Origin of the sequence: Rubidibacter lacunae KORDI 51-2 (assembly GCF_000473895.1) — a bacterium.
Classification (GTDB): Bacteria; Cyanobacteriota; Cyanobacteriia; order Cyanobacteriales; family Rubidibacteraceae; genus Rubidibacter; species Rubidibacter lacunae.
Map to the genome: position 1 here is coordinate 1 of NZ_ASSJ01000001.1, position 24,456 is coordinate 24,456.

General features: G+C 53.6%; 15 protein-coding genes and 1 other RNA gene. 13 read left to right on the forward strand and 3 right to left on the reverse strand.

Annotation, left to right across the window (positions count from 1 at the left end; genetic code table 11):
• Positions 1–637 precede the first annotated feature (637 nt).
• The 3 genes from KR51_RS00010 to KR51_RS00020 all read left to right on the forward strand — a co-directional run bounded on the left by KR51_RS00010 (position 638) and on the right by KR51_RS00020 (position 14,404).
• Positions 638–10,864: a CARDB domain-containing protein gene (locus KR51_RS00010; RefSeq protein ID WP_022603645.1), complete on the forward strand. Its 10,227-nt coding sequence runs from the start codon at positions 638–640 to the stop codon at positions 10,862–10,864.
• Between the two features lie 230 nt (positions 10,865–11,094).
• Positions 11,095–12,039, forward strand: a complete 945-nt coding sequence (locus KR51_RS00015) for a hypothetical protein (RefSeq protein WP_022603646.1) — start codon at positions 11,095–11,097, stop codon at positions 12,037–12,039.
• A complete protein-coding gene (locus KR51_RS00020; RefSeq protein ID WP_040654517.1) occupies positions 12,032–14,404 on the forward strand; it encodes a tetratricopeptide repeat protein in 2,373 nt (790 codons plus the stop codon). Before KR51_RS00015 ends, KR51_RS00020 begins: the two co-directional genes overlap by 8 nt.
• Before the next feature lie 940 nt (positions 14,405–15,344).
• Here KR51_RS00020 and KR51_RS00025 read toward each other — a convergent pair.
• Both KR51_RS00025 and KR51_RS21395 read right to left on the reverse strand, forming a co-directional pair.
• Complete coding sequence (locus tag KR51_RS00025; RefSeq protein WP_022603649.1) at positions 15,345–16,013, reverse strand: hypothetical protein; 669 nt, start codon at positions 16,011–16,013, stop codon at positions 15,345–15,347.
• A gap of 173 nt (positions 16,014–16,186) precedes the next feature.
• A complete protein-coding gene (locus KR51_RS21395) occupies positions 16,187–16,348 on the reverse strand; it encodes a transposase (protein WP_456300039.1) in 162 nt (53 codons plus the stop codon).
• Between the two features lie 442 nt (positions 16,349–16,790).
• Between KR51_RS21395 and KR51_RS00030 the strand changes: the two genes are divergently transcribed.
• The 9 genes from KR51_RS00030 to KR51_RS00070 all read left to right on the forward strand — a co-directional run bounded on the left by KR51_RS00030 (position 16,791) and on the right by KR51_RS00070 (position 22,033).
• The gene (locus KR51_RS00030) at positions 16,791–17,321 is read left to right on the forward strand and encodes a phycobiliprotein lyase (protein ID WP_040654566.1); all 531 of its coding nucleotides are present in this window, start codon (positions 16,791–16,793) and stop codon (positions 17,319–17,321) included.
• A gap of 87 nt (positions 17,322–17,408) precedes the next feature.
• Positions 17,409–18,215: a hypothetical protein gene (locus tag KR51_RS00035; protein ID WP_022603652.1), complete on the forward strand. Its 807-nt coding sequence runs from the start codon at positions 17,409–17,411 to the stop codon at positions 18,213–18,215.
• Between the two features lie 8 nt (positions 18,216–18,223).
• Complete coding sequence (locus KR51_RS00040; protein WP_232214473.1) at positions 18,224–19,090, forward strand: SDR family oxidoreductase; 867 nt, start codon at positions 18,224–18,226, stop codon at positions 19,088–19,090.
• Between the two features lie 111 nt (positions 19,091–19,201).
• An RNA gene (ffs, locus tag KR51_RS17080) (signal recognition particle sRNA small type) lies at positions 19,202–19,298 on the forward strand.
• Positions 19,299–19,381: 83 nt separating this feature from the next.
• Positions 19,382–19,831, forward strand: a complete 450-nt coding sequence (locus tag KR51_RS00050; RefSeq protein ID WP_022603654.1) for a phasin family protein — start codon at positions 19,382–19,384, stop codon at positions 19,829–19,831.
• Between the two features lie 89 nt (positions 19,832–19,920).
• Complete coding sequence (locus tag KR51_RS00055; protein WP_022603655.1) at positions 19,921–20,346, forward strand: hypothetical protein; 426 nt, start codon at positions 19,921–19,923, stop codon at positions 20,344–20,346.
• A 45-nt stretch (positions 20,347–20,391) separates the two neighbouring features.
• The gene (queF, locus tag KR51_RS00060) at positions 20,392–20,832 is read left to right on the forward strand and encodes a preQ(1) synthase (RefSeq protein WP_022603656.1); all 441 of its coding nucleotides are present in this window, start codon (positions 20,392–20,394) and stop codon (positions 20,830–20,832) included.
• 16 nt (positions 20,833–20,848) lie between these two features.
• The gene (msrA, locus tag KR51_RS00065; RefSeq protein ID WP_022603657.1) at positions 20,849–21,373 is read left to right on the forward strand and encodes a peptide-methionine (S)-S-oxide reductase MsrA; all 525 of its coding nucleotides are present in this window, start codon (positions 20,849–20,851) and stop codon (positions 21,371–21,373) included.
• Between the two features lie 6 nt (positions 21,374–21,379).
• Positions 21,380–22,033: an LmeA family phospholipid-binding protein gene (locus tag KR51_RS00070; protein WP_022603658.1), complete on the forward strand. Its 654-nt coding sequence runs from the start codon at positions 21,380–21,382 to the stop codon at positions 22,031–22,033.
• Positions 22,034–22,142: 109 nt separating this feature from the next.
• On the opposite strand, the gene KR51_RS00075 is transcribed toward KR51_RS00070, so the two are convergent.
• Positions 22,143–23,219 carry an AI-2E family transporter gene (locus KR51_RS00075; protein WP_022603660.1) on the reverse strand — a complete coding sequence of 359 codons (1,077 nt, stop codon included), beginning with the start codon at positions 23,217–23,219 and terminating at the stop codon, positions 22,143–22,145.
• A 749-nt stretch (positions 23,220–23,968) separates the two neighbouring features.
• On the opposite strand from KR51_RS00075, the gene KR51_RS00080 reads away from it, so the two are divergent.
• Positions 23,969–24,331: a hypothetical protein gene (locus KR51_RS00080; protein WP_022603662.1), complete on the forward strand. Its 363-nt coding sequence runs from the start codon at positions 23,969–23,971 to the stop codon at positions 24,329–24,331.
• Positions 24,332–24,456: the final 125 nt, after the last annotated feature.

Consider the following 24,456-nt stretch of genomic DNA (forward strand, 5'->3'; position numbering starts at 1 on the left):
GCCTGGAACTGAAAACAGCCTAGGCTCCACACATCAGCTAGTTTCTAGAGCAGTGTAAGGAGCAAGCCTAACACGCGGAAGCAGAATTATATTTCTAGAAAGGGAAGAGCACCCGCTATGGACATTTTGCCACCTGCTCAATGTCCTTCAGCTTTTCTCTATAGTTGGCTCCTAGTAAATCCATCATTTCTGCCTGGGCTCTATCCCGCACCTCTTGCCGACTATTTCTCTCCGAAAAGTACAACGCAAAGGCTTCCATGCCAAGCAACTTTTCCAAGAATTTTCAGGCAGCGATGCTTTCCTGTCTTGCCTTCAGGGCATACGATATTATTTTTCTTTGATGATATGGTTGCTTGAGTGTCGAGAACATATTGTGTTGACAAGTTCACTTTACAGTGTTACTCTTGAGCAGGCTTTGCGAGAGCTGGTAGCTTGCCTATGTCTTTAGGTAATGGGATTAATGCAGCTACTTGCTTAACTGTTTTTGACAGAATGAATGGCGTTTGCTAGGTTATTAGGCTCGCCTAGGTTTTGCGAACCAAGAGTTTCATTTAGGGTTTCTCACAGCAGAGTTTCTTCTAACTTCTGCTGTGAATTCGGGTCTTTCTTTTCTTTGGTATTATTGGAGGTTGGGTAAGTGTTGAAGTCTCCGTCCGAGTTGCTTCCCGTGTTTGCAGATACCGCGAACGATGTCGCGATCGCGAGCGTATCGTCGGAAGCGCCCGCCAGTATCTTCGCGGATGACTTCGACCCAAACATCGACCCCACGCTCTGGGCGGAGATTAGCGGTGGCACAGCCAACACCCAGTTTACGGGTAGCAACGGTAACTCGCTGTTCTTTAGCGGCTCAGATCCGCGCCAGGCCATTACGAATCCGATCGAGATCGCGAACGGCGGGACAATTGAATTCGACCTAATTTTCGGTACGAGCGGCAACGGCGGGGAAAATGCGGATGACGGCGAGGATGTGGTGCTGGAATATAGTACCGACGGCGCTACTTTTAGGACCATCGCTACCTACGACACCGAAAACTTTCCTGTTTTTACGACGGTAACCGCAGCGGTTCCGGCTGCAGCACAGACCGCCGGCACGCAGTTTCGATGGCGCCAGGTCAGTAACAGTGGTGGTGGCAACGATCAGTGGGCGATCGACAACGTCTCCATTGTCCCCAACGAAGGTTTAAGCATCGATGATGCCAGCGTCATTGAGGGCGACAGCGGCACGATAACGGCGCTGTTTACCGTCACGCTGTTTGACGATCCGGGCATCCCTGTCACGGTCGATTACGCTACTGCGGACGGAAGCGCCACGATTTCCGGTGGCGACTACATCGCGACCAGCGGCACCCTGACCTTCAATGGGGCAGGCTCGCAAACAGTTGCGGTGATAGTTAACGGCGACCTAACCAGCGAAAGCAGCGAGACCTTCACGCTGGAGCTGAGTAATGCCAATCATCCGATCCTCGACGGCAGCGGCACCGTCACAATTTTCAATGACGACCTCTTAGAGGTAGACCTAGAGCTGTCGCTGCTGATTGACGTTTCGGGAAGCGTGAGCGAGGGTGAGTACGAGCTGCAGGTAGGCGGTTATGCCAACGTTTTCGACGATCCGACTATTTACACTAACTTGATTGCTGGGGGTATCGAAGGGCGCGTCGGCATAAACGTCGTGCTCTGGTCGAGCAACACCGAGCAGGTGGAGTCCGTGCCCTGGACGGTCATCGACAGCGTGGAATCGTCTCAGGCGTTTGCCAACACGATCCGCTCGACATTGCTGCCAGACTTCGGCGGCACCCGCCCCTTCAATGGCGGCACCGATCCGGGACCGGCAATCGAATTCGCGACACCGTTGTTTTTCAGCAACGATCTCGACGGACGCTTTCTTGCGATGGAAGTGTCTGGAGACGGTTCGGGGAACGCCAGCACAACTTCAGCTGCGCGCGATCGCGCCCTGGAAGCAGGCATTGACGCCATCAATGGCATCACAATTGGCAACAGTAGCTCGCTGCAGAACTTCTATAGGGATTCGTTGATTGGCGGCACCAACGCCGACGGCACACCTGCATTCATCGTCGAAGCCAATACCTTCAGCGAATTTGAGGCCGCCGCACGCCAGAAGCTCATTGCCCAATTGACGCCGCCACCGCAGATTACCATCGACGACGTGGCAATTGCCGAGGGCAACGCCGGCACCACCACGCTGACGTTTACGCTTTCGCTCAACCGCCCCAACGACCAGCTCATTAGCGTCGATTTTGCCTCTCGCGACCTAAGTGTCGGTGATATCGCAGAAGCAGGCATTGACTACTTAGCGACGAACGGCACGGTAACCTTTGCAATTGGCACCACAACGCAAACGGTGACAGTGGACCTGCTCGGCGACCTGACGCGCGAGCCAGACGAGCGCTTCGAACTAGTTCTGAGCAACTCGGTCAACGGTGACATCCTGGACGGCACGGGCATCGGCACGATTCTCAACGACGACCTGCCCGACCTCAGTTTTGTCAGCACCAGTGTCTCGCCGGACCCCGTCAGCCCCCTTGAATCGTTTACCCTCGAGTGGAGCGTCGCCAACTCGAGTCCGTTCGGAACGCTCGCGACCTGGGCCGACGCGGTGTTTTTGTCGGCCGACGCGGTGCTAGACAGCGGGGATATCCAGCTCGCCAGTCGCAACAGCACGCCGCTGGGAGCCGGAGATTCTTACACGCGCAGCGCGACGCTGGCCTTTCCCGAGCGCGCGGCGGGGACGTATTCGCTCATCTTTGTGACGGACCGTGCGGATGCCGAAGCCGAGCTCGAAGAGAGTAACAATAAAACCGTCGTTCCGCTTGAGGTTGTCGTCCCGAACTTAGAGATTACAGACGTCTCGCTGCCCGAGACAGCAGCATTTGGCAGCGCGATCGCCACTTCCTGGACGGTAACAAACACCGGCAGCGGACGCGCATCGGCCAACTGGCTCGATCGCGTGTACCTCTCAACAGACGCCACCCTCGATGCCGGCGACGTAATTTTGCAAGCCTTGGCGGCACCGCAGACCCTTGAGTCGGGAGTCAGCTATAGGCAAATCCAGTCGATTTCCTTGCCGCTGGATGCCAGCCTGGAGCCGGGTGATTATTTCGTGCTGGTCGAGACCGACGAGCGCGGCGACCAGTTCGAGACCGATGAGGATGATAACGCCATCGCTGTTCCGATCGCTCTGGAGTTTCCTCCCCTGCCCGATCTCATCGTATCGGTCATTGCCGCTCCCTTAGAAGCTATCTCAGGACAACAGATTCCTATCACTTGGACCCTAACCAACCAGGGAACTGCCGACTTCTCAGGAACCATCCAGGATCGGATTTTTCTCTCCAGCGATCGATTCTTTGGCGACGATCGATTCTATGGGAGCTTTGACTTTACCGGCACCATCGCCGTAGGTCAGTCCATTAATCGGACTCAGCTCATTAATCTACCGATTACCTTGGGTGATGACCGATTTGCCATCATCCAAACCGATGTGCTCGATGATGTCTTTGAGGGGCTAACGGGGGAAGCCAACAATCAAACCGTTGGTGACACCCTCATTGACATTGAACTTGCGCAGTTCCCCAATCTTCAAGCAGAGAATGTGCTCGCGCCCAGTATTGTCTTCTCTAGTCAGGAAACCCTAGTGGAATGGGAGGTGGTCAATGTTGGCAATGCCCCCACTAATGTCCCGCGCTGGAATGACGGAATTTGGCTCTCCCTCGATCGGGTTTTAGACGGGGGCGATTTTTTCCTGGGGAACGCTGTTAACCCAAGTTTTCTCGCGGTTGGCGACCGTTACCGCAATAGCCAAGTGGTCACGCTACCGGAAGGCTTGGACGGAAATTACTTTTTCCTGGTTCAAGCGGACAGCAATACCGCTGTCGTGGAATTTGAAGCCGAAGACGATAACTTAGCCGCCAGTGAGCTGGTGGAGGTTGAACTGACACCGCCCCCAGATTTGACTGTCAGTGTGGTCAGCTTGCCGAGTTTAGTTTTCTCTGGAACTCAAGTCGACGTCAATTGGACAGTTACCAATGTTGGCGAAGGTCGCTCCTTGGAAACCCGTTGGCGCGATCGAGTTTATCTTTCGACGGATGAGTTTCGCGGGAACGATACTCTCCTTGCCACGGTGGGGCGCAACGGTCGTTTAGAAGCGGGAGACAGCTACAGTGCGTCAGCGGCGGTAGAGCTGCCTCCAGAAATTAGCGGTGACTTTTTCATTCTTGTCGAGACCGATGCAGGCAACCAGGTATTTGAGGGCGCTTTAGAAACGAACAATATCGGGTTCGACTCGACAGAAATTTTGCTGACGCCGCCTCCGGATTTGGAAGTCACCTTTGTAACAGCGCCCGCCATTGCTACTGCCAGCCGCTCTTTCAGTGTTTCCTATGGTGTCACCAATTTTGGGGCAACGGCAACTCTGGATGCTAACTGGAGCGATGCTGTTTATCTGTCCTCTGATTCCCAACTTGACCCCAGCAGCGACCTGTTTTTGGGGTTCGTCAATCGCCAGGGGGCTCTAGACATTGGCGAATCCTACACCGCCACTGGCAACTTCACACTACCCGACGGGCTAAGCGGTGACTTTTTTGTCATCGTTCAGACCGACGACAGCGATGGCGTCTTCGAACTTGATAACGACAACAACGCCAATGGGAGTCCCAGCGTCACGACCATAACTTCCGAGCCAGCGGATCTCCTTGTGAGCCAAGTGCAAGCTCTCAGCAGCGTCGAAGCCGGCAAGAGTTTGCTGGTGGCGTGGCAAGTGCTCAATCAAGGGATTGGTGACACCGCAGTAACCGGATGGCAGGACCACATTGTCCTCTCCCTAGACGATATCTACGGCAACGCCGACGATGTCACGATCGGCACATTTGTTCGCAATAGTCTGCTTGATGTTGACGAAACTTACACTCGTAGCCAAGCCCTTGCCATTCCTTTTGAGCTGGTGGGCAACTTCAACCTGTTTGTGGAAACCGATCGCAAAAACCGGGTGTTTGAGGATCTTAACGAAGGCAATAACCTCAGCGGACCCCTGCCCGTTACGATAACCCGCCAAACCCCGGATTTACAGGTGACCAGTGTTGTGCCCCCAATCAGCGCCCTTTCCGGTCAAACCTTTAGCGTTAACTGGACGGTCCGCAACTTCGGCACGGGTCAAACCAACGCCAACTTTTGGTACGACGAAGTTTATCTGTCGACGGATGATATCTTGAGCAGCGACGACCGGCCCCTTGGTCGGGTGATTCGCTCCGGTCGTTTGGACCCTGGGGAAAGCTACACCGCCAATGGCACCTTTACCCTCCCTCTCGAGCTCGTAGGTGACTTCTTTGTTTTGGTAGAAAGCGATCGCAATAGCGTCAATTCCCGCAACAATAACCAGGTCTTTGAAGATAGCCTCGAAACTAATAATGTAGGTGCCAGTGAGCAGCTCACAACCATTGCCCCTAGCCCTGTGCCCGATTTGGTGGTCAGTGTTGTTGACGCCCCCTTAACCGCCATTAGTGGTCAAAACTTCGACTTAACCTGGACTGTAACCAATCAAGGTCAAGCGCTCAGCGACGATATCAACCGTAATGTTTTTTATCTGTCCCTGGATCAAATTTTCGATCGCAACCAGGATACCTACCTAGGCTTTGTGGAGCAGAGTGCCGGGCTCGGGGCCGGGGAAAGCCTTACCCAGACAGTATCTCTGCGTATTCCCGCCGGATTAGCTGGACCCTTCTACGTATTCGCAGAAGCCGACAACGGAAACCGTATTTTCGAGCGCGGAGGTGAAAACAATAACCGCAGCTACGACACCACCTCGGTGGACGTAATTTTGCCTCCTCCAGCAGATCTGTCTGCCACGGCTATTACCCCGCCAGCCATCGGCATTATTGGTGAGAGCAGCACCATAAGCTACACCGTCACCAATCTCAGTGCTGAATCAGTCCAAGGCCGCTGGACCGATTCTCTCTATCTCTCCGTCGATGAGACCTTCGACGCTAGCGATCGCCTATTTTCCCAGATTCCGCTCGGGGGACCGATTGGCTCAAACACCAGCTATAGTCGCTCCGCCACTGCCCCCCTACCCGGACTGGTTCCGGGGGATTATTTCGTGATTTTGCGGAGCGACATCCGTAACGAAGTGCCCGAAGCTGACGAAGCCAACAACCTGGGGGTTTCTCTGGGTCAAATCAGCGTGGATATCGAGTCCCTCCCCTTAGGGGGCAGCGACAGCGACCAATTGGTTGACGGTCAAGCCATTTACTACCGCATTGACGCCCCGGCCGGGGAGTCCATCCGCCTGAGCTTGGATAGCCTCGATGACACCGTTAGCACCGAGCTCTTTGTCCGCTTTGGGGATGTTCCGACTCGGGGGCAGTTCGACTTTGTTGGCGAACCGTTTGTCGCCGATCAAGAAATCGTTTTTCCCTCGGAAGCCGGTGGCTCTTATTACGTTTTACTCTTTGGCGACAATCTGCCCAATCCGTCTGACTATACCCTCAGCGCCGAAACCATTCCATTCTCTCTGTCCGAAACGGATCCGCTGACAGTCGGCACCAGTGGCCCCTTTACCCTAGAACTCGAGGGTGCTCGATTCGATAGTGAGACTGACTTTCGGCTGGTTACTCCCGACGGGCAGGTTATCGAGCCCATTGCTTTGGTGCGAGAAAATTCCACAAAAGCTTTTGTCACGTTTGGTTTGGAAGATGCGCCCTTGGGCATCTATGACATTCAAGCGGAAGCTGGAGATGGTGACATTGCCGAGCTGACCGATGCGCTAACGGTAATTGCCGGAGAGGGGGAGAATTTCATCGCTCGCATTGAAGGACCAGCCCGGGTTCGGCCGCGGGTCAGCTACGCCGCTAGAATTGACTATGCCAACGCTGGGGATGTGGACAGTGCCGCCGCGTTAGTCATTTTACGCAGTGAAACCGGAACTCCCCTAGGGGCCGATTTTGATGACATTGCGCCCCGCAATGGCTTGCATCTACTGGCAATTGGTGATGACGTCCGACCGGATACCCTGCGCCCCGGCGAACTAAGTTCGGTGCCGTTCTTCTACCGCGTAGACGGAGCTGCCGTCAGTATTGACACTTTTATCTACCGAGCAGACAGCACAACCGTCATTACCGAAGTGGAATGGAGAGAGATCGAAGCGGCTATCCGACCGCCAGAATTGAGCGATGCTCAATGGAATCCATTCTGGGCTGAGGTACAGCCGCGCATTGGGGAAAACTGGGGCGACTACGTTTCTGTGCTCAATGAACTGGCAATCGCCTTTGACGAGCCCAGCGATCGTCCCTTCGATGTTCGGGAATTGATTGCCAAATTCTTTGAGAGTGGAGATCTGTCAGTATTCTCCCAAAAATCAAGGGTTTCCGGGCGAATTTTCGATAGTGAAACGGGTGAACCTGTGGCGTCTCCTGGACTATTTCTTTACCAAGAAAAAGACGGAGAAGTGACAGCTCTACAGGTTTTTGCCGCAGATGCGGACGGCCGCTTTGAGCTTAATTCTTTAGAACCAGGCACTTACTTCCTCGGCGGCTACAACAGCTTTCGCCTCAGCGAGCGGGTCGACGTTCCAGAAGTAACAGGACCCCTTAGCTTCGATCCCACTGCCATCATATTTACGGTTGCTGAAGGACAGGATCTCACCGGACTGCAATTCAATCTGAATCCGCCCCAGGAATCCCAACCTTTAGAGGTCGATCCAAGTGATTTTGGACAAGAATACGAGGTTCTCATTGCTGACCTAGAGGCTAGCCTCGCAGAACTGGAGGAAGCGATCGCCACTGGGTCGGGAGCTGGAGCTCAAAGTTTTGCTGCGACCAGAACCATTGACGTTACGGCCATTGAAATTGACTCGGTAGTCAGCAGTGCTGCGGATGCCAGGGTGAGCAACAGCAACTTACCCGTTCCCCTTCCCAGTCCTAATTTGCCCGAGAGAAACCCCGGCGGCCGCCTATCCATTAAGATCCCCGAATTAGGCAGCCTTGCTCTGGGTGTTAACCGCAAAGAAGAACGGACCTGCGAAGGGGCATTCGTGAGAACCACCTATGGAGGGCTGCTCACAGTCGACAACTTTCTTGGGGTTGGCGATCTAAGCGGGGTTGGTGTTATTGCTATTCCCGTCAGAACTGATTACGACTTAGTTAAACAAGGGAATGAATGCGTCTATAGACTGACTTCTACAACCCTATCCGCTTCTGGTGGCGTTGGAGTAAAGGGGGACGCACTTGCACTGCTTGACGTAGTAGCACGATTTGCCCCTCCCGCCGTTCCAATTGTGAATTTTATTCGAAAGACTATTAAACGAATTAATGATGTTTCGAGTGTATTCGAGCTAAGTGGCGAAATCCTTGCCAAAGTGGGGATTACCGGCGCGCTCAAACTTTTCCCCGACGGCACTGCCTCCGGTCGCATTACCGCCGATGTTGGAGCCTCTGGTCGGGCATTAATTCAGTTTCCCGGCATACGGTCCGGAAATGGCTTTCTGGGCGAAACCGATCTAGTAGTATCGGTCAACTTGGACGCCAATATTCCCCTAGCCGGTCCCCAATCACTGGGGCAGACCAAAATATCCGGTACTGCCACTTTCTTTGGAATTCTTGTGGGTCAAAATGTAAATCTTACGTTTGAATTTTTCAAAAATGGGGGCGACGGTGGTGACTTTAGCGACAGGCAGCCGCTGCCAACAGGTTCGTTTTTCTATGACTTACTCTCAAATAGCCAGGGTTTATCTGGTGGTCCACCGGAAGAATGCGATTGCGACGACGATCCGCCCTATTTGCCGCCCGTTCAGACCTCCCAGGATCCGAATGACATTATTGGACCGGAGGGATTTGGCGAAGAGAATTGGATTCCGGCTGCTGATATGTTGGAATATCGTATTCGGTTTGAAAACGATCCGGAATTCGCCTCGGCACCCGCCCAAGTGGTGCGTATCACTCAGCAACTTGATACCGATCTTGACTTCCGTACCTTCCGAGTGGGGGACTTTGGCTTTGGTGACCTAATAATAGATGTCCCTGAGAACCGCGCGTTTTATCAAGAGCGTCTGGACTTAACGGCTGAACAAGGTATCTTTGTTGATGTTGTAGCTGGTATCGATATTGCTAATGGCGAGGCATTTTGGCAGTTTACCTCCATCGATCCAGCAACTGGCGATCAGCCCTTAGATCCTGCTCTGGGCTTTCTGCCGCCCAACCTTACTGCACCTGAGGGAGACGGATTTGTAGAATACACCATCCATCCACGAGCGGACATCGCAACGGGTACGATTATTGATGCCCAAGCGCGAATAGTTTTTGATATCAACGAACCCATCGACACCCCAGCGATCTTCAATACCTTGGATGCTGAAGCACCGGCCACTGCCGTTGCGACCCTGCAAGGGACAGTAAACAGTCCCGAAATTCCATTGAGGTGGTCTGGTCAGGACATTCCGGGCGGCTCCGCACTAGATAGTTTCGATGTCTTTGTTGCCGAAAATGATGGCATTTTCGAGCCATGGTTGTTGGATACCACTTTAACGGAGGGAGTCTATGTCGGCGAGCCAGGGCGGCGCTATCGTTTCTACGTTCTAGGCACTGACAACGCGGGAAATGTAGAGGCAATTCCTGCGCTCCCGGACGCAGAAACCACTGTGGTCAACGATAACCTGCCACCAGTCGTCAAGTCACCCCTCCCGGAGCAGCAGGTCATTACCGGAGAACTTTTTGTCTTCGATTTTGCAGCAGACGCATTTATCGACCCAGATCCGGGAGACATCTTGACCTATAGTGCCAGCCTTAGTGGAGGCACGCCCCTTCCTGATTGGCTCTCATTCGAAGGCGTTATTCGAACTTTTACGGGAACGCCGCCGGTAGAAGCAGTGGGCGAACTCACTGTTGAAGTGGAAGCGCAAGATGAAGACGGGGGCATTGCATCAAACACGTTTGCCTTAGTCATTGACGCCGCAGACTTAGAGCCGCCAAATAATCCGCCTGTCGCGACCGACGATACTGCGATTGCGCGGTTGAATGAAACCTTAACGTTGTCAGCGGCAGACCTACTGGCTAACGATACGGATGCAGATGCGGAGGACATTTTGACCGTAGTAAACGTGAGTAATCCTCTTAACGGTTCGGTCAGTTTGGATGCCAATGGCGACATTATCTTTACCCCAACAACAGATTTCGTAGGCACAGCCAGTTTTGACTACCAAATCAATGACGGTAGTGGAGGTACCGCGGTCGCCTCTGTGCTGATTGATGTGCAATCGCCATTTAATGAAGTTCCGGGCACCGGGGGCAATGACGTGTTGATCGGCACAACTGGCGACGATAAACTCACGGGTGCAAATGGTCGCGATACTCTCTTGGGGGGCAATGGCAATGACTTGCTTGATGGCGGTCGCGGTCGCGATACTCTCTTGGGGGGCAATGGCAATGACTTGCTTGATGGCGGTCGCGGTCGCGATACTCTCTTGGGGGGCAATGGCAATGACTTGCTTGATGGCGGTCGCGGTCGAGATGTTCTCTTAGGGGGCGATGGCGATGACTTACTCGATGGCGGTCGCGGCAGTGACTCAATCAGCGGTGGTTCAGGTCGAGATGTTTTTGTTTACAACAACGTTCGGCATGGGCTCGATCTAATCGTTGATTTCGAAGTAGGTTTCGATAAAATCGATTTAAGTGCCATCTTCGAGTCATCCAGATATGGCAGCCAGGATCCATTTGCCGACTATGTTCGCCTCAGTGCCCAAGGCAGAAGCAATACGCTCCTTGAAGTTAATCCCGTGGGCGATGCTCGAAACCGCTTCCTTCCCCTGGCGAATCTGCATGGGATATTACCTGATGCTTTAAGTACTGCGGATTTTGTTATATAGCTTTTGTCAGCACTAACAGGACACTTCTGCCTATGCGCTGGTAACATATTAGCGTTTTGGAGGCCACTCGCCTCTTTGCCAAAGAGATTGTTGCTACAATAATATTCACTAAATGAGTGTACCCGACTATTCAGGTTCGCAATGCTGTAAGAGGGTGTATTCAGAAAATTGCTCGCAAATCAATATAGGTATGACTTCAGCCAAATCGTAACAAGATTCCCAAAGATACAATGGATATTGATTGGTTCGCGCTTGTTGCTTTGTTGGCTATGGCTATATTAGTCGGCATTTTTTACTTGCCGGATGCTAGCGTATTCATTTCATCAACTCAGTTTCGAATTCGGTTCCGTCCTTTGGTTAATTGGGCATTTGCCTGGTTTTTTTTATGGTTAAGCGGTTTGTCTATCACCGTGGCATTGTTCAGTGTTTCCGACATAGGAATTTTTTGTCAGCGTTCAATTGGAACGGAAACTGTAGATTGTGAAATCAGGGAGCTAGATTGGTGGGGAAAAGAGTTGGTTGACCTTCACCTTGGCGATTTACGGCAGGCCAATTTTGAACCTGTGCTATTTTCCAATGAATCCAACTCACTTTCATCTAGTGAATCTCCCTCTTCTTTTGAGCAAGATGAGAGCGTGCGCTTAGTGCTGCGTGGCATAAACACTGCTTACGAGTTTCAGGACAATTTGCGGAAAAGCGATCTGGCATCGCCATCGATCAGCTATGACTACCAAGTGCTCTATATTCAGCAACGTTTGACTCAGTTTCTAAATGGAAGGGAGCAACAGATTTCGTTGAGTGTTGATTGCCGTGAGATTCTATACAGCTGTTTTGGACTGGGAGGATTTTTCCTAATAATTATGCTCATATTTCTCATCAGTTCGCCGTTCATTGAGCTAAATTTGGACCAGACGAGCCAAACCTATGAGCTAGTCCGTCGGCGAGCAAGAGGACTTTTGGGAAAAACTTGGCAAGGTACCCTTAGCGAAATTGACAAGGCAGATCTTGAAACTACTCAAGGTGAAACCTCTACATTGTCTCGTGTGATTTTACGGCTAAAATCAGGTGAACTCATACCAGTAACATATAATTATAGTAATATTTCCTCAGAATACAAACTCTACTGGATAAAGCAAATTAATATCTATCTGAAGAATGCTGCCTCAAATGGATAGCTTCTACAACAGCTCTATTTCTATTGATGAAAACTATCAACAAGCTTTAGCTGCTTATGAACACCAGCAATTTCATGCAGCAGTGGAGATTTGTAGTCTGATACTTACCCAAGCTCCATATCATCTTGATGCACTTCAGATTAAAGCAGCAGCCCAATTGGAATCAGGGGATTTTCGGGCAGGGATCGCTACGTTTGAACGAGCTTTAAGCATAGCTCCAAAAAATATCGAAATTCACTGTAATCGAGCCACAGCTCTACTGACTATTGGGGAGACACTAGCCGCTCAGGAAGCATTGGACCAAGCGATCGCCCAACGGCCAACCCAATCTCGCCCTTACTTTATGCGAGGTCTGATTTTGCTGGCACAGTCGGCGATTCCAGAAGCGATCGCGGACTTCGATCGAGCTTTGGAATTTGCACCTGAAAATCTTGGCGAAGTCTACAAAAGTCGAGGACTTGCTCGGACTTTGCAGGAGGATTGGTCAGAGGCAGTTAACGATTGTGACCAAGCTCTAAAATTAAATGAACTCGATCCAGAACTGCTGAATATTCGTGGCTTAGCACATTGGCGCTTAGGTCACGAAAACGCAGCTTTAAAAGACTTTTCCGACGCGATCGCCTTAGCACCTAGCCACATCGAACCGTGGCTAAACCGGGCCCAACTATACTGGCAGCAGCGTCAGCTTACAGAGGCGCAGCAAGATTTAGCCCAGGCGCACCTCCTCGCCCCGGAACGGGAAGATATCCAGCTAAAACAGTGGCAGCTAGCGGTTGCCAATAAAGAGGCTTCAGCTATTCTGAGCCAGGTTGAATCCCTGCTCAAAGATAAAACCTCTTCAGAGCATGCCAACGTCCGAGCTTGGTTAGCCGCCCAGCCCGAAACACCTGAAGGAAGTTGGATTCGAGGCAGCCTGGAAACAGTGCTAAGTAATTGGCCCAGCGCGCTTTCTCATTGGAATCAGCTGATCGCAATTCAGCCCGAAGCTTTTGGAGCCTATGCGCTGCGAGGATTGGTCAAATGTAAACTCGGGGACTATAGCGGCGCCGTTTCAGACCTCACTAGTTTTCTTACTCAGTGCCAGCCAACTGCCGTAGCGCTGAAATGCCGAGGGGAAGCCCATTATCTAATGGGAAACCAAGCGCAAGCATTGAGCGATTTTAGCGCCGCCTCATCCCTGAATTCTGAGGATCCCGATCTATATAGATATCGAGCCAGAATTTTTGCAGAGCAAACAATCTGGTCCCGAGCTCTCGCCGAAATCAACCAGGCTCTAGCTCTACAGCCTCAAAATCTCGAAGCGATTAATTTACGGGGATTAATTTGGCTGCGTCTCGAACAGCCCCAGCGAGCTTTAGCTGACCTAGATCTGCACATAACCCTCTCGCCAGAAGATGCGATCGCTTGGGGAAACCGGGGTTCCTTGCGCGCGCAACTCGATGACCTGGAGGGCGCATTAGCTGATTTTGGGCGCTCACTACAGCTCCAACCAGAGGCGAGTGGAGGGTGGCAAGAGCGAGGACGAGTGCTCATGCGCTTGGGGCGTTTCGCTGAGGCACTGAGCGATTTTCAGCAGGCCGTGCAACTCCAGCCGGAAAGTGCCGCAGCCCTAAATAACCGGGGCGTTGCTTATCGAAATCTTGGTGAGCTGGAGGCCGCCCGACAGGATTTCGCAGCGGCAAGCCAGCTTCAGCCGGAGAATGTCGCTTTCGCTGAAAACCAAGCCGAACTGCTGGTGGCTATGGGGCAACCGGAGCAAGCGCTTCGCACCCTAAATCGATTACTCAAGGATTGCCCTCATGCCGTCTCCAGCCAGAAGCTTCGCGCGGACATCTATCTGCAAACTCAACGATTCGATCAGGCCGTTGCAGATTACAGCGCTGTGCTCTCCGGCGATCCTCAAAATCCAGAACTTTACTACCGTCGAAGCATTGCCTATAGCTACCTCAATAAGACTAAAGCCGCGATCGCAGACGCTAGTCAAGGGTTAATGATTGCGCCAGAAGCCTTCCAGCTCCTAATTTTGCGAGGCAAACTCTATCTTAATGCCGAAAATTATCGGGCTGCCCTTCAGGATTTTAGTCAGGCGATAAAACAAGACCCGAGCGCTGATATTTATTACTATCGAGGTGTTTGTAATCACTATCTGAGTCAATTTGACCAAGCCGTTGCCGACTACAGCGAGGCTATTCGATGCAATCCTGAGTTTAGTGCTGCTTACCAAGATCGGGGGCATAGCTACGCCGCTCTTCAAAACTCACAAGCCAAGCAGGATTGGCAACAAGCTCTAGCTCTTTACAACAGCCAAGGAAACCGCCAAAAAGCAGCTGAGATCGAACAACTTCTTAAAGAGAATCTTCTATAGTCCAAAAAAGATTTAAGTCAAAGTCCTCTCCAGTTCTTCGAGAAGAAAGGGGACGATGCTCTTATCCCTATAGCCACCACCCCGACCCTGACAAAGCCAGGGTTGTGATTTTTCTTTCGAAAGACGCCATGTCAGCTTGCAAGTTGTCAGCGATCGCGCTCAACTCGAGACGTTCGAGATGGGATGCAAGCTACTCAAAATTTCATCACTGCCTCCAACTCTCCCATCATCAAGCTCATCTACCAAGCAGTAAAATGCCTGGGATCAAAAGAAAGGGGACCTCGAGACATTTCCGAATTGTGTACTACTGGCGGCTGAAATGTACGTGCAGACTTGTCAGCCTTTTGTCTTGAGCGAACAAATCGCCAACCCACCTAACAACAAGCCGGCAAAGCCTTGCTGATGCTTAAAAGTATCGACATGACTCTCCACACCGCCAAGAATATCGTCACCAAACTTGTCAAGCTGATTCCGGCGATCTCCCTCACCTCACTTTATGAATTTAAGCTACGTTGCAACCGATCTTGCCCGGCTGGAAATGTCAAATTACCGCCAGAGAGAAAGTTTGTTGAGAATGGAGAGGGGAACAGCACAGAAAACTGGAAATTCTCACTTTTCAATTTAGTACTGGTACTAAATCCTGGCGATCGCTCATGACGAAGAAGCACTCCAAGCTTATACTTTAAGCCTTTCAGCAATCTTGATTAGATTATGTTCGGATTTGTTAAATCTCCTTTCCTGATTCATCAGAATACTCTATAAACAGCGAATTTCCAGTTGCTTGGAACTGGGCAAACATTTTATCGACTAACGCAACCCCAATTCCTCTGTCGCTGACCATCGGTGAAACGTAGCTGCCATTCGACAAGACTATCTCGTCTAACCAGAGAAGCGATCGCCCTGACCCAGATTTGTATGCCCCTCATAAAGCGGGCGATCGCTATGACACTTCTTTCACTTCATACAGGCACCCGCGCTCGTCTTCATAAGTTCCATCTTCTCGCCTGGTTAGAGATAGCACTTCTTTAATCGAATGGTGAGTTCCCTTTGCTAATTTCCAAAGAATCGGGATGACCAATGTTTCTAGGGTGACCAGTATTGCCAACACGATGATGAGTTTGAAAATACCTTCATTGTCAGCCTCACTGAGAATCTGGCCCGCGACGATAGTCGCAAGGATGAAAATGTTTGCTGCCGTTGCATGCTGAAGCCAAGAGTGAGCTGGCCGCAGGCGTATTGCCAGCAAAGCTAGTGCGTGCGCGTAAGCGATCGCATAGATAGAAAGGATGCTAGCGGTCTTCCAGTATCCTTCCGAGGATATATCTACCCAAGTGGCAAGGATATGCATTGCTGCAGAGAATCCTGCCAGAACAATACCAGATACGCCGGCAAAGGAGCTTCTAACCCTTGTGGAGTAGGCACCACAACACAGAGAACAGATGCTAGCAACGGCGATAATAGATGTGGTGATTAAGACTTTGAATTTAAACCAATTAAAGCCTCCGGTCAGCACGATGAAAATTGCAAGCAGGGCGCTGACTGATAGAAAGACAATAAATGAATAAAGCGACCCTTTGCGAAGGCGCTCGATCGCCTTGGAATCCTGCATCACTGCTCTCCGTCAAGAAAATAGGTGGACAACCACTGACACAAGCAATCCTATCCATCCTTGTGACAAAGATGCTTTCCTGTGGGACGCTATGCAACCCGTACCATGCGTGCCCAAGCCAATGGCAGGTAGCACCGAGTAATGGTCTCCTACAGGCTCATGATCTGCTTGTCCTAGGACACGTCGATTTCGACGAAGGTGTGGTTGCATTGAACACACTTGAAGCGCTGGATACCGTGGCTGATGCGTCCGTGTTTGTGAGATTTGGGAGGGTCGCAAAAGGGGCAGTGCATGTCAGCGAGTTCGATCGGTGTCTCTTCCTCGATCGATCCCATACTTCTTTGGTTCACTACCCCATCGACCGATCGCCACCCGCTCGGCTCACTTGTGCGCTATGTCCATATCAGCCTTGCTCCACCAACAAACCGACTGGTGCCATTAGATCCCTTAATCGGAGCGGAGTTTCGACCGAAGTTATCCGGAGGTGAAATCTTATTGAGACTAGCCCCAAATCTGGGTACCGCAAGGCTCGCGCTCGATGCATCCCCCCCGATATTTGCCGCAAACTTACGCTACCGACGCGCACCACAACTCATAAATCCATCTCGCGATTGTACCGGCAGATACAGTCAGGAGGATTTAATATCTGTAGGCTATCGTGAAGCTTTGTGAAGGCCATGCACTTCAGGGCTAAGAGTCTGCATTCCCTCTTATCTAGTTGTACAAATTCGCTCAGATCCCAACCATCTAGGCCATAAGGAGTCTATCTTGACCACCATCGGATCTACACGCGCGGTCGTCGCAACGCATGAGCAACTCATCGCTGCCTTCTTCCAGGCATCTGCTGGCAAGTGGCACTCCGAGCGTCGTTATTACACCTTGCCCCAGGGCAAAACCAAAGAAGTGTGCAGCCGCCTAGAAATCGAACTCCTCGATCGCGGTTGTGAGGAGTTGCACCACCTAGAGGCCTTACATCAGCTTGATGCTGACGCGCTGGTCTGTGGCACGCGGGTGAGCTGGTGCAGTATAGATGCTGAAACCGGTCGGCTGCAATCGGAAGATTCGACGCTATTTGGCGCGCTCGGGAACCAGCTTTATCGCGATCGCGGCTTTGCGATCGACCAGCCGGTAGCCGCGCAGTTCCACTTCATCAACCCTCAGACTTTGTGCCTGCGAACCGAATATAAAGGCTCAAGCTTTGAGGAAGAGTTGAAGCTGATCGGCGATCGCTACCGTACCCGTCAAACGATCGTCGCGCGGGCGGGGGAGCAGAAGCTCATCGGACAATACCTCGAGACGCGCCTGTAACTCGCCCGTATCACCGGCAAGACGAGCGAGTCCGCAATCGCGTCCGGGCTGCTAGAGTAGCGAGTAAATCCCCTTACCGTACTGCTCATGTTCCGACGTCGTCGAACGCGATCGCTCGTCCTACCGGCACTCCTCACCTGTAGCTTGGTGCTACTATCGCCGTCGATCCGTGCCGAGTCGCCTGCCTCCGCTCCCGATTCGCTTCAGCAGCTCTTGATTGACATGGAGCGCGCGGCCAGCAGCCAAGATTTACAGTCGGTGATGGAGCACTACAGTCCGGACTTTACCAACAGCGACGGCCTCGACTTTACCTCGCTATCCTTGGGGCTGACCCAGTTGTGGGAAGAATACGACAGCATTGACTACACGATCGAGCTGCAGTCTTGGGACAGAAACGGTACCGACCTCATCGCCGAAACCCTCACGCGCGTTACAGGCGTGCGCCGAGTTGGGGCTAGAGACATTCGTCTGAGCGCTGAAATCGTGTCTCGCCAGCGCCTTAGCGGCGATCGCATCGTCGAGCAAGAAATCCTGTCCGAGCGCTCGCAAATCCTCACGGGCGCAAATCCCCCGCAGGTGAGCGTGAAGTTGCCCGATGCCGTCGCAACAGGCGAGATGTTTGACTTCGACGTTGTCGTTGACGAACCATTGGGCGACGACGTCCTACTGGGAGCGGTTTTGGAAGAGCGCGTCACAAATCTCACCCAGCTGTCGGATAGCGCATTGGACATCGACGTTTTGCCAGCGGGTGGCATCTTCCAAATCGGCACTGCTCCCGACGAACCCGGTGACGAATGGCTCTCGGCCGTGTTGATTCGCTCCGATGGCATCACCGTCGTAACGCAGCGCTTGCGGATTGAGGCGGGCGAGCCGAGTGCCGAGGCCGCACCTTAGCAACTCGGTTGCCGATCGCGCTCTCTAGTCCGCGCCCCGATAAGGTCAACGGTCCTGCGTTCCGAACGATTGCGTTTCTCAAGCCCATGGTCGATCTCGACGGTTCGATCGCGTTAGTGACCGGTGCCAGCAGCGGTATCGGTACGGCCTGTGCCCGCAGTTTTGCCCGTGCGGGCGCGCGGCTGGTTCTCTTGGCTCGCAGTGGCGATCGCCTGCGCGAACTGCAGGCCGAGCTGGCCGATGACAGCGGTGGTGCGTGTTACGTCCTCCCGTGCGACGTCCGCGATCGCGCAGCCGTTACCGCCGCGGTAGCGTCGCTGCCACCATCGTGGTCGGACATCGACGTGCTGGTCAATAATGCCGGGCTCAGTCGCGGTTTTGACCGATTTCCCGACTGCAGCATCGAGGATTGGGAAGAGATGATCGACACCAACCTCAAGGGGTTGCTATACGTTACCCGCGCGCTCGTGCCGGGTATGGTCGCGCGCGATCGCGGCCACATCATCAACATCGGCTCGATTGCCGGGCACCAAACTTATCCACGCGGCAACGTCTACTGCGCCACCAAAGCTGCTGTGCGCGCGCTCTCCGAAGGATTGAAGCTAGACCTGCTCGGGACGGCCGTCCGCGTCAGCTCGGTCGATCCCGGTCTGGTGGAAACAAACTTCAGCAACGTACGTTTCCACGGCGATCGCGTACAAGCCGCCAAAACCTATGCGGGCATGACACCGCTGACGCCGGAAGATATCGCCGAGGTGGTTGCGTTTTGCGCGTCGCGCCCGCCCCACGTCAACATCAGCGAAGTCCTTGTCATCCCCACCGATCAATCCAGTTCGACACTGGTCCACCGCCGACTGCCGGACGAGCGCGCGTAGGGCGTTGGCTCCCTCGGCACGTTGGATACGGGTTGGTGCCGCCGGCGATCTCGCCGGTCCCTCAATGCGGAATGAAGTCGGTGCACTGGGAGTGCGTGTTATTCTAGAATCGATCCGGACTCGCGCGATCGTGACGCCCGAACCTTGTCAGGACCGGAAGGTAGCAGCAATAAGGGATGCTCGCGATAGGCGCGAACTCCGGGTCGCTTGCAGTCCGCACCACCTCGCGGCGGACTGGCTGGTAGCAGTAGCAGTATTAAACGAGTATCGATTCGGGCGCGATCGCACATCATGGGTCAGAACCGATTTGGCGACTTCGTGCAGAAAGCCTTCTACCTCGGGGTTGGCATTGCCGACTTCGCTCAGGAGAAAGCTTCTGAAACCTTGCAGGATTTGCGAGGGCGCGGGCAGCAGCTTGCCGACGAGATGGTCCGACGGGGCGAGATGAGTTCCGAGGAGGCTCGCCGATTCGTCGACGATCTCGTGCGCGAAGCTCAACAACGTCAACCGGGGAAGTCAACGGATGCGGCTGCGGACAAACCGACCGGTCGTCCCGAACCCCGCCAGATCGAGATCGAGATTCTAGAGGACGAGGAGCTGCCGGCATCGGCGGTCGGCGACTCCAGCAATACTGCGGGGGGCGAGAATCTTGCCGCGGACGACGAGGATTCCGAGCGGCTCGACTCCCTGCGCCAGCAAGTGGACGCGCTGCGCGAGGAACTGCGCCGCCTGCAGCAATAACGCGCGCGATTGCGGTTTGGGACGGGCGGGTCCCGAGCGGGCGATGGTGGAACGGCGGAATGGACGGAAGTATTGCTGGAGGTTGACTCGTGCCCGAGCCGGATGATTGGTCGCGCGATGTCTGGGAATTCTGCGAACTAACGGCAACCGAACTCGAACGGTTTTTTCAGTCGGCCTCAGAGGCGATCGCGGCGATCGCCTCTGAGGCCGAGGCGGCATTGGTTGCCGACTGGACGCAAACCTGGGAGGAGTTCTGGGACGCGCTGGGTGTTGACGAGCAACCCTACGAGCCGGATGTCTTGCTGTTTGCCGAAGAGCGTTGGGAGCCGATGGCAACATCGGTTGTAGCCGGAGCCGACTGGAACCCCGCCTGTGTGGGCTGCCGCCACTATCACGGTTATGTTTACGGGGAAAATTTTTTGGTGTGCGCGATGCATCCCTACGGTTCGGAGGACGACACGTGTCCCGACTGGGAAGGCAAACCCCCACCGCTGCCGCCACGCTATCGGTTTTGATCGGCCGCTGCACTCGGATTGCTATTAGATACGGAGGTCTCCCTTGTGACTCAAACGCCACCCCCTGCCTCAGCTTCAGCAAACCCACCGACCGAGGTGAAGTACGGCGAACGCGCGATCGCTGAAGGCGAACTGTTGACCTTCCCCAATCCGCGTCCCGGTCGCCGCTACACGATCGACATTTCGCTGCCGGAGTTTACTTGTAAATGCCCGTTTTCCGGCTATCCCGACTTCGCAACAATTTATCTGTCGTACGTGCCTGACGAGCGCGTTGTGGAGCTGAAGGCGATCAAGCTTTACATCAATGGCTATCGCGATCGCCACATCTCCCATGAGGAATCGGTCAATCAGATTCTCGATGATTTGGTGGCCGCGTGCGATCCGCTGGAGATGACGGTCGAGGGGGATTTTTCGCCGCGCGGAAACGTGCATACGGTCGTGAAGGTGCGGCACGTGAAGCCGCTGTCGGATGGGACGGGCATGTAGATCGAGCGGAGACGAGATGGCGGAACGACTGGAGTTGGCAACATTTGGGGCGGGTTGTTTCTGGGGCGTGGAGGCTGCGTTCCAGCGCGTGCCAGGCGTGCGCTCGACGTCGGTGGGTTACATGGGCGGGCATTTCCCCAACCCGAGCTATTTCGACGTGCTGGCGCGCATCACCGGCCATGCCGAAGTAGCGCAGGTGGAATTCGACCCGAATGCCATTAGCTACAATCAACTCCTAAATGTTTTCTGGTCGATTCACGATCCGACGCAAGTCGATCGCCAGGGTCCCGATCGCGGCGAGCAGTATCGGTCGGCAATCTTCTACCACTTACCGGAGCAGGAAGCCGCTGCACGTCGATCGCGTCTTGCCCTGGAGCAGTCGGGCAAGTACGACAAACCGATCGCCACGCAAATCGTGCCGGCAAGCGAGTACTACCGCGCCGACGACAGCCACCAACAATATTTTGAGAAACGCGCGCGCGCTCGATGCGATCGCCAGACCGGGTCGCGATCGCAGTCCGAGCGGGCGGTGTCGTCCTAGCTGGCAATGCTCGACAGTTATCTGCTCGCGCCGATCGCGTCATCTGCCCTGCAGCTTTGGGTCCGCTCGCAGCTCGATCGCGTGACAGCGCTGGAGGTGGAAGTAGTAGGAGGCGATCGCGCGTTACTGCACGGACAGGTAGAGCGGGTGGTGTTGCGTGCGACTAAGGCTGTTTATCGCGGCTTGCAGCTGGGGAAAGCAGATTTTGCCGCCGATCGCGTGCGGCTGGAACCCTCACTGTTCGGTCGGTGGATGCAGCCAACAGCACCGGTGACAATTGTAGGAGAGGTGAGGCTGCACTCCGAAGATTTACGAGCGTCGCTAGCGTCGCTGCTCCTATCGCGCGCGCTGACCGAAATATGTGCGACAGCATTACAGGTTGATGGCGTCTGCTGGACGTGGGTTGCCTGCGATCGCGCCGGACTGAGGCTGTGGGGCGATCGCGCGGGCGAGCCAGTTGCGATACAAGCGGGGTTGCACGCGATCGCACCGCAAGTAATTTGGTTGTCGCCGCTGGCGGTTACCGTGGGACAATCGCGTCGGGTCCTTCCGGAAGGCTATCGCCTGACCCTCGGCTCGGAAATCGCGCTGGAAACCCTGCAACTCGAAGCTGAGGGCATGCGCATCAGCGGGTGCGTGTGGATCGTACCGGAACGGTGATGCTCGAACGCAAGGCACATACATCGCCGGCACGTAATTATCTTTCTGGAAATTTAAACGCACCCCCGATCTCCTACATCGCCGACCGTATCGATCGAGTGTTTTGAGGTTATTCAGACTGATTGGCAAAACCTGCTTCAGGTTGGGTGGCGTAGTCTTCTAGAGAAACCTCGGTATCGACCCACGTCCGCAGCAATTCGTAGCCCATAGACAAAACTACCGGTCCGACGAAAAGACCGATGATGCCGTGAGCCAAGGTGCCGCCGAACACGCCGATGAAAACAACCAGCATCGGTACTGGCAGTCCGCGGGACAGGAGGATCGGCTTAAGGAAATTATCCGATAGCCCGGCTGCCACCATCCAAACCGTGAAAATCCCAGCCTTTATTCCTCCTATCGTGGTCCAGGCATAGGCAATTGTGCCCAACACCACAATCCCCGGACCGACTTGCACGACACTCAAAACCAAACAGATTGGAATGAGGATACCGGCGAGGGGAATCCCGGCTAGAACGAGACTGATCCCGATCAAGAGGGTTTGGAAAACGGCAATACCGACCACTCCTCGGGTTACATTGCGAATTGTCGCCACTGCCAGCGCCAGGAAACCATCACCTTGGATGGGGTTCAGTCGGAGAACGAAGCGACGGATGCCCCTCGCGATCGCGTCTGCATTGAGCATCAAAAGCCCAGAAATAATGGTGGCGAGCAAAAACTGCAAAATACCAAGACTGGTCGTGCCAGCCAATGCCAGTAGGCTGCCGGCAAGTTTTTGTAGTTGCGGGCTATACTCCTCAATCACGCTCTTGAGGTTGACGGATGCGTCTTGCCAGATCTCTGCAGCGGGTTCTCCGATAACCGGCCAAGTCGCGATGCTGGGGGAAGGCGGCGGAATTTGGAGGTTACCGCTTTCGAGATTGGAAGCAAAGGATTGAATGCTGTCAACGGCCCCACCCGCCATAAAACTGACGGGACCGAGAACGATTGCAACACCCATGAGCGTGATCGACATTGCTGCTAGTTTCCGCCTACCTCCAAAGCGATCGCTCAACCACAAGAACAGCGGGTAAAGCACCACCGCGATAATCGACGCCCAGATTGCGAGGGCAATGAAGGGGCGCAACAAAATAAAACACCAAGTTGAAAACAAGGCCAGGGCTGCATAACGAATGATGGGATCGACCACGATCGCCTCCACGGATTGGACACAGTGGGAATTTAGAGACTGGAATCTTTTAAAACAAGAGGCATAAAATCGAGCTATCTGGAACCGATTCAAGCATATGCAACCGCCATCTTTGCAATGGGTTCGGGAAATCTTTAGCTTCTGGAGGGTATCTAGAAAGAATGGATCGAGCGGCCAGCCGAATCAACATCAATTGCACTATCGTCGTCCCTGCCTTACTGACGATCGTGTCGCCCCCACGATCGCGTCGCAGACTTGGCTGTGAAGGTCGTACCAATTGGTTTTGGGCAGTGGGATGGAGACAGTGGAGGAGCGCCCGTCCTATGCGGCCTAACCAGAACGGCGGTTGCTATCCTTGCGACTGCAATGCTGGCAAGAACGGTAGATCGATGCATTTCTTAATCTCAAACCGCTATAGAATATCGAATGAAAATTAGTGCCTACCGTTTGTACTTACCAAGAACTATCCATCGCGCGATCGCTATCTTAATTGCGAGTATTGCTTAAGGGCACCTCGATTGATTCGCTCAAGGCTGAAAGTCTGCAGGGTAGAACGTGCATTTCAGCTGCCAATAGACTTAAACCTCGAAATTTATAGAGATGCCCTTAAGTTGAACTGACTCGCCAACGCGATTTAATAACAGCTAGACGAACAGTCAAATGAAACTCTCGACTCCCATTTCGCGCCACTGGTGCAACGATTGTTCGCAAAATCATTTTATGCTGACTAAAAGTAAATAGTGTTTGCCATGCACCGTCTTATTGCCTTCGTGTTTTTGGTAGTAGTTTCCCTCATCGATCGCCCGGTTTTGGGAATGGATGGTCCCCCCAACGCCGACGCCGAGACTGGGACGGGTTCGCTGGTCTGGGTAGCAAAGTCGTACTCCGTCGGCGAGCAGTGTCGCCGATACGAGGAGCCCCCGACGCCGGAAACTGAACTGAAGTTGGTGGGCGTGGAGGTTTATGCGGAAGTAATCGAGCGGAAGATAGCCTGCTTGGCCTGTGGTTGCCCGTCTTATGTTGCCGTTCACTACGCCGAGATCCGGGAGTCAGACTTAGAGCTGTCTGTAGAAAGCGGGTTCGAGCGATCGGACCCTCCCAATCGCGATTGAGGGGGCAGCGATCGCAAGCCAGTCGCAATCGAGGTTTGCCGATAGTTGTTGATTGAGGGACTCGTCTTGGTGCAGTTGTGGCCCCGAAGTTGTTACTGAGGTCGACTTCGTTGCTCGTCGTTCTC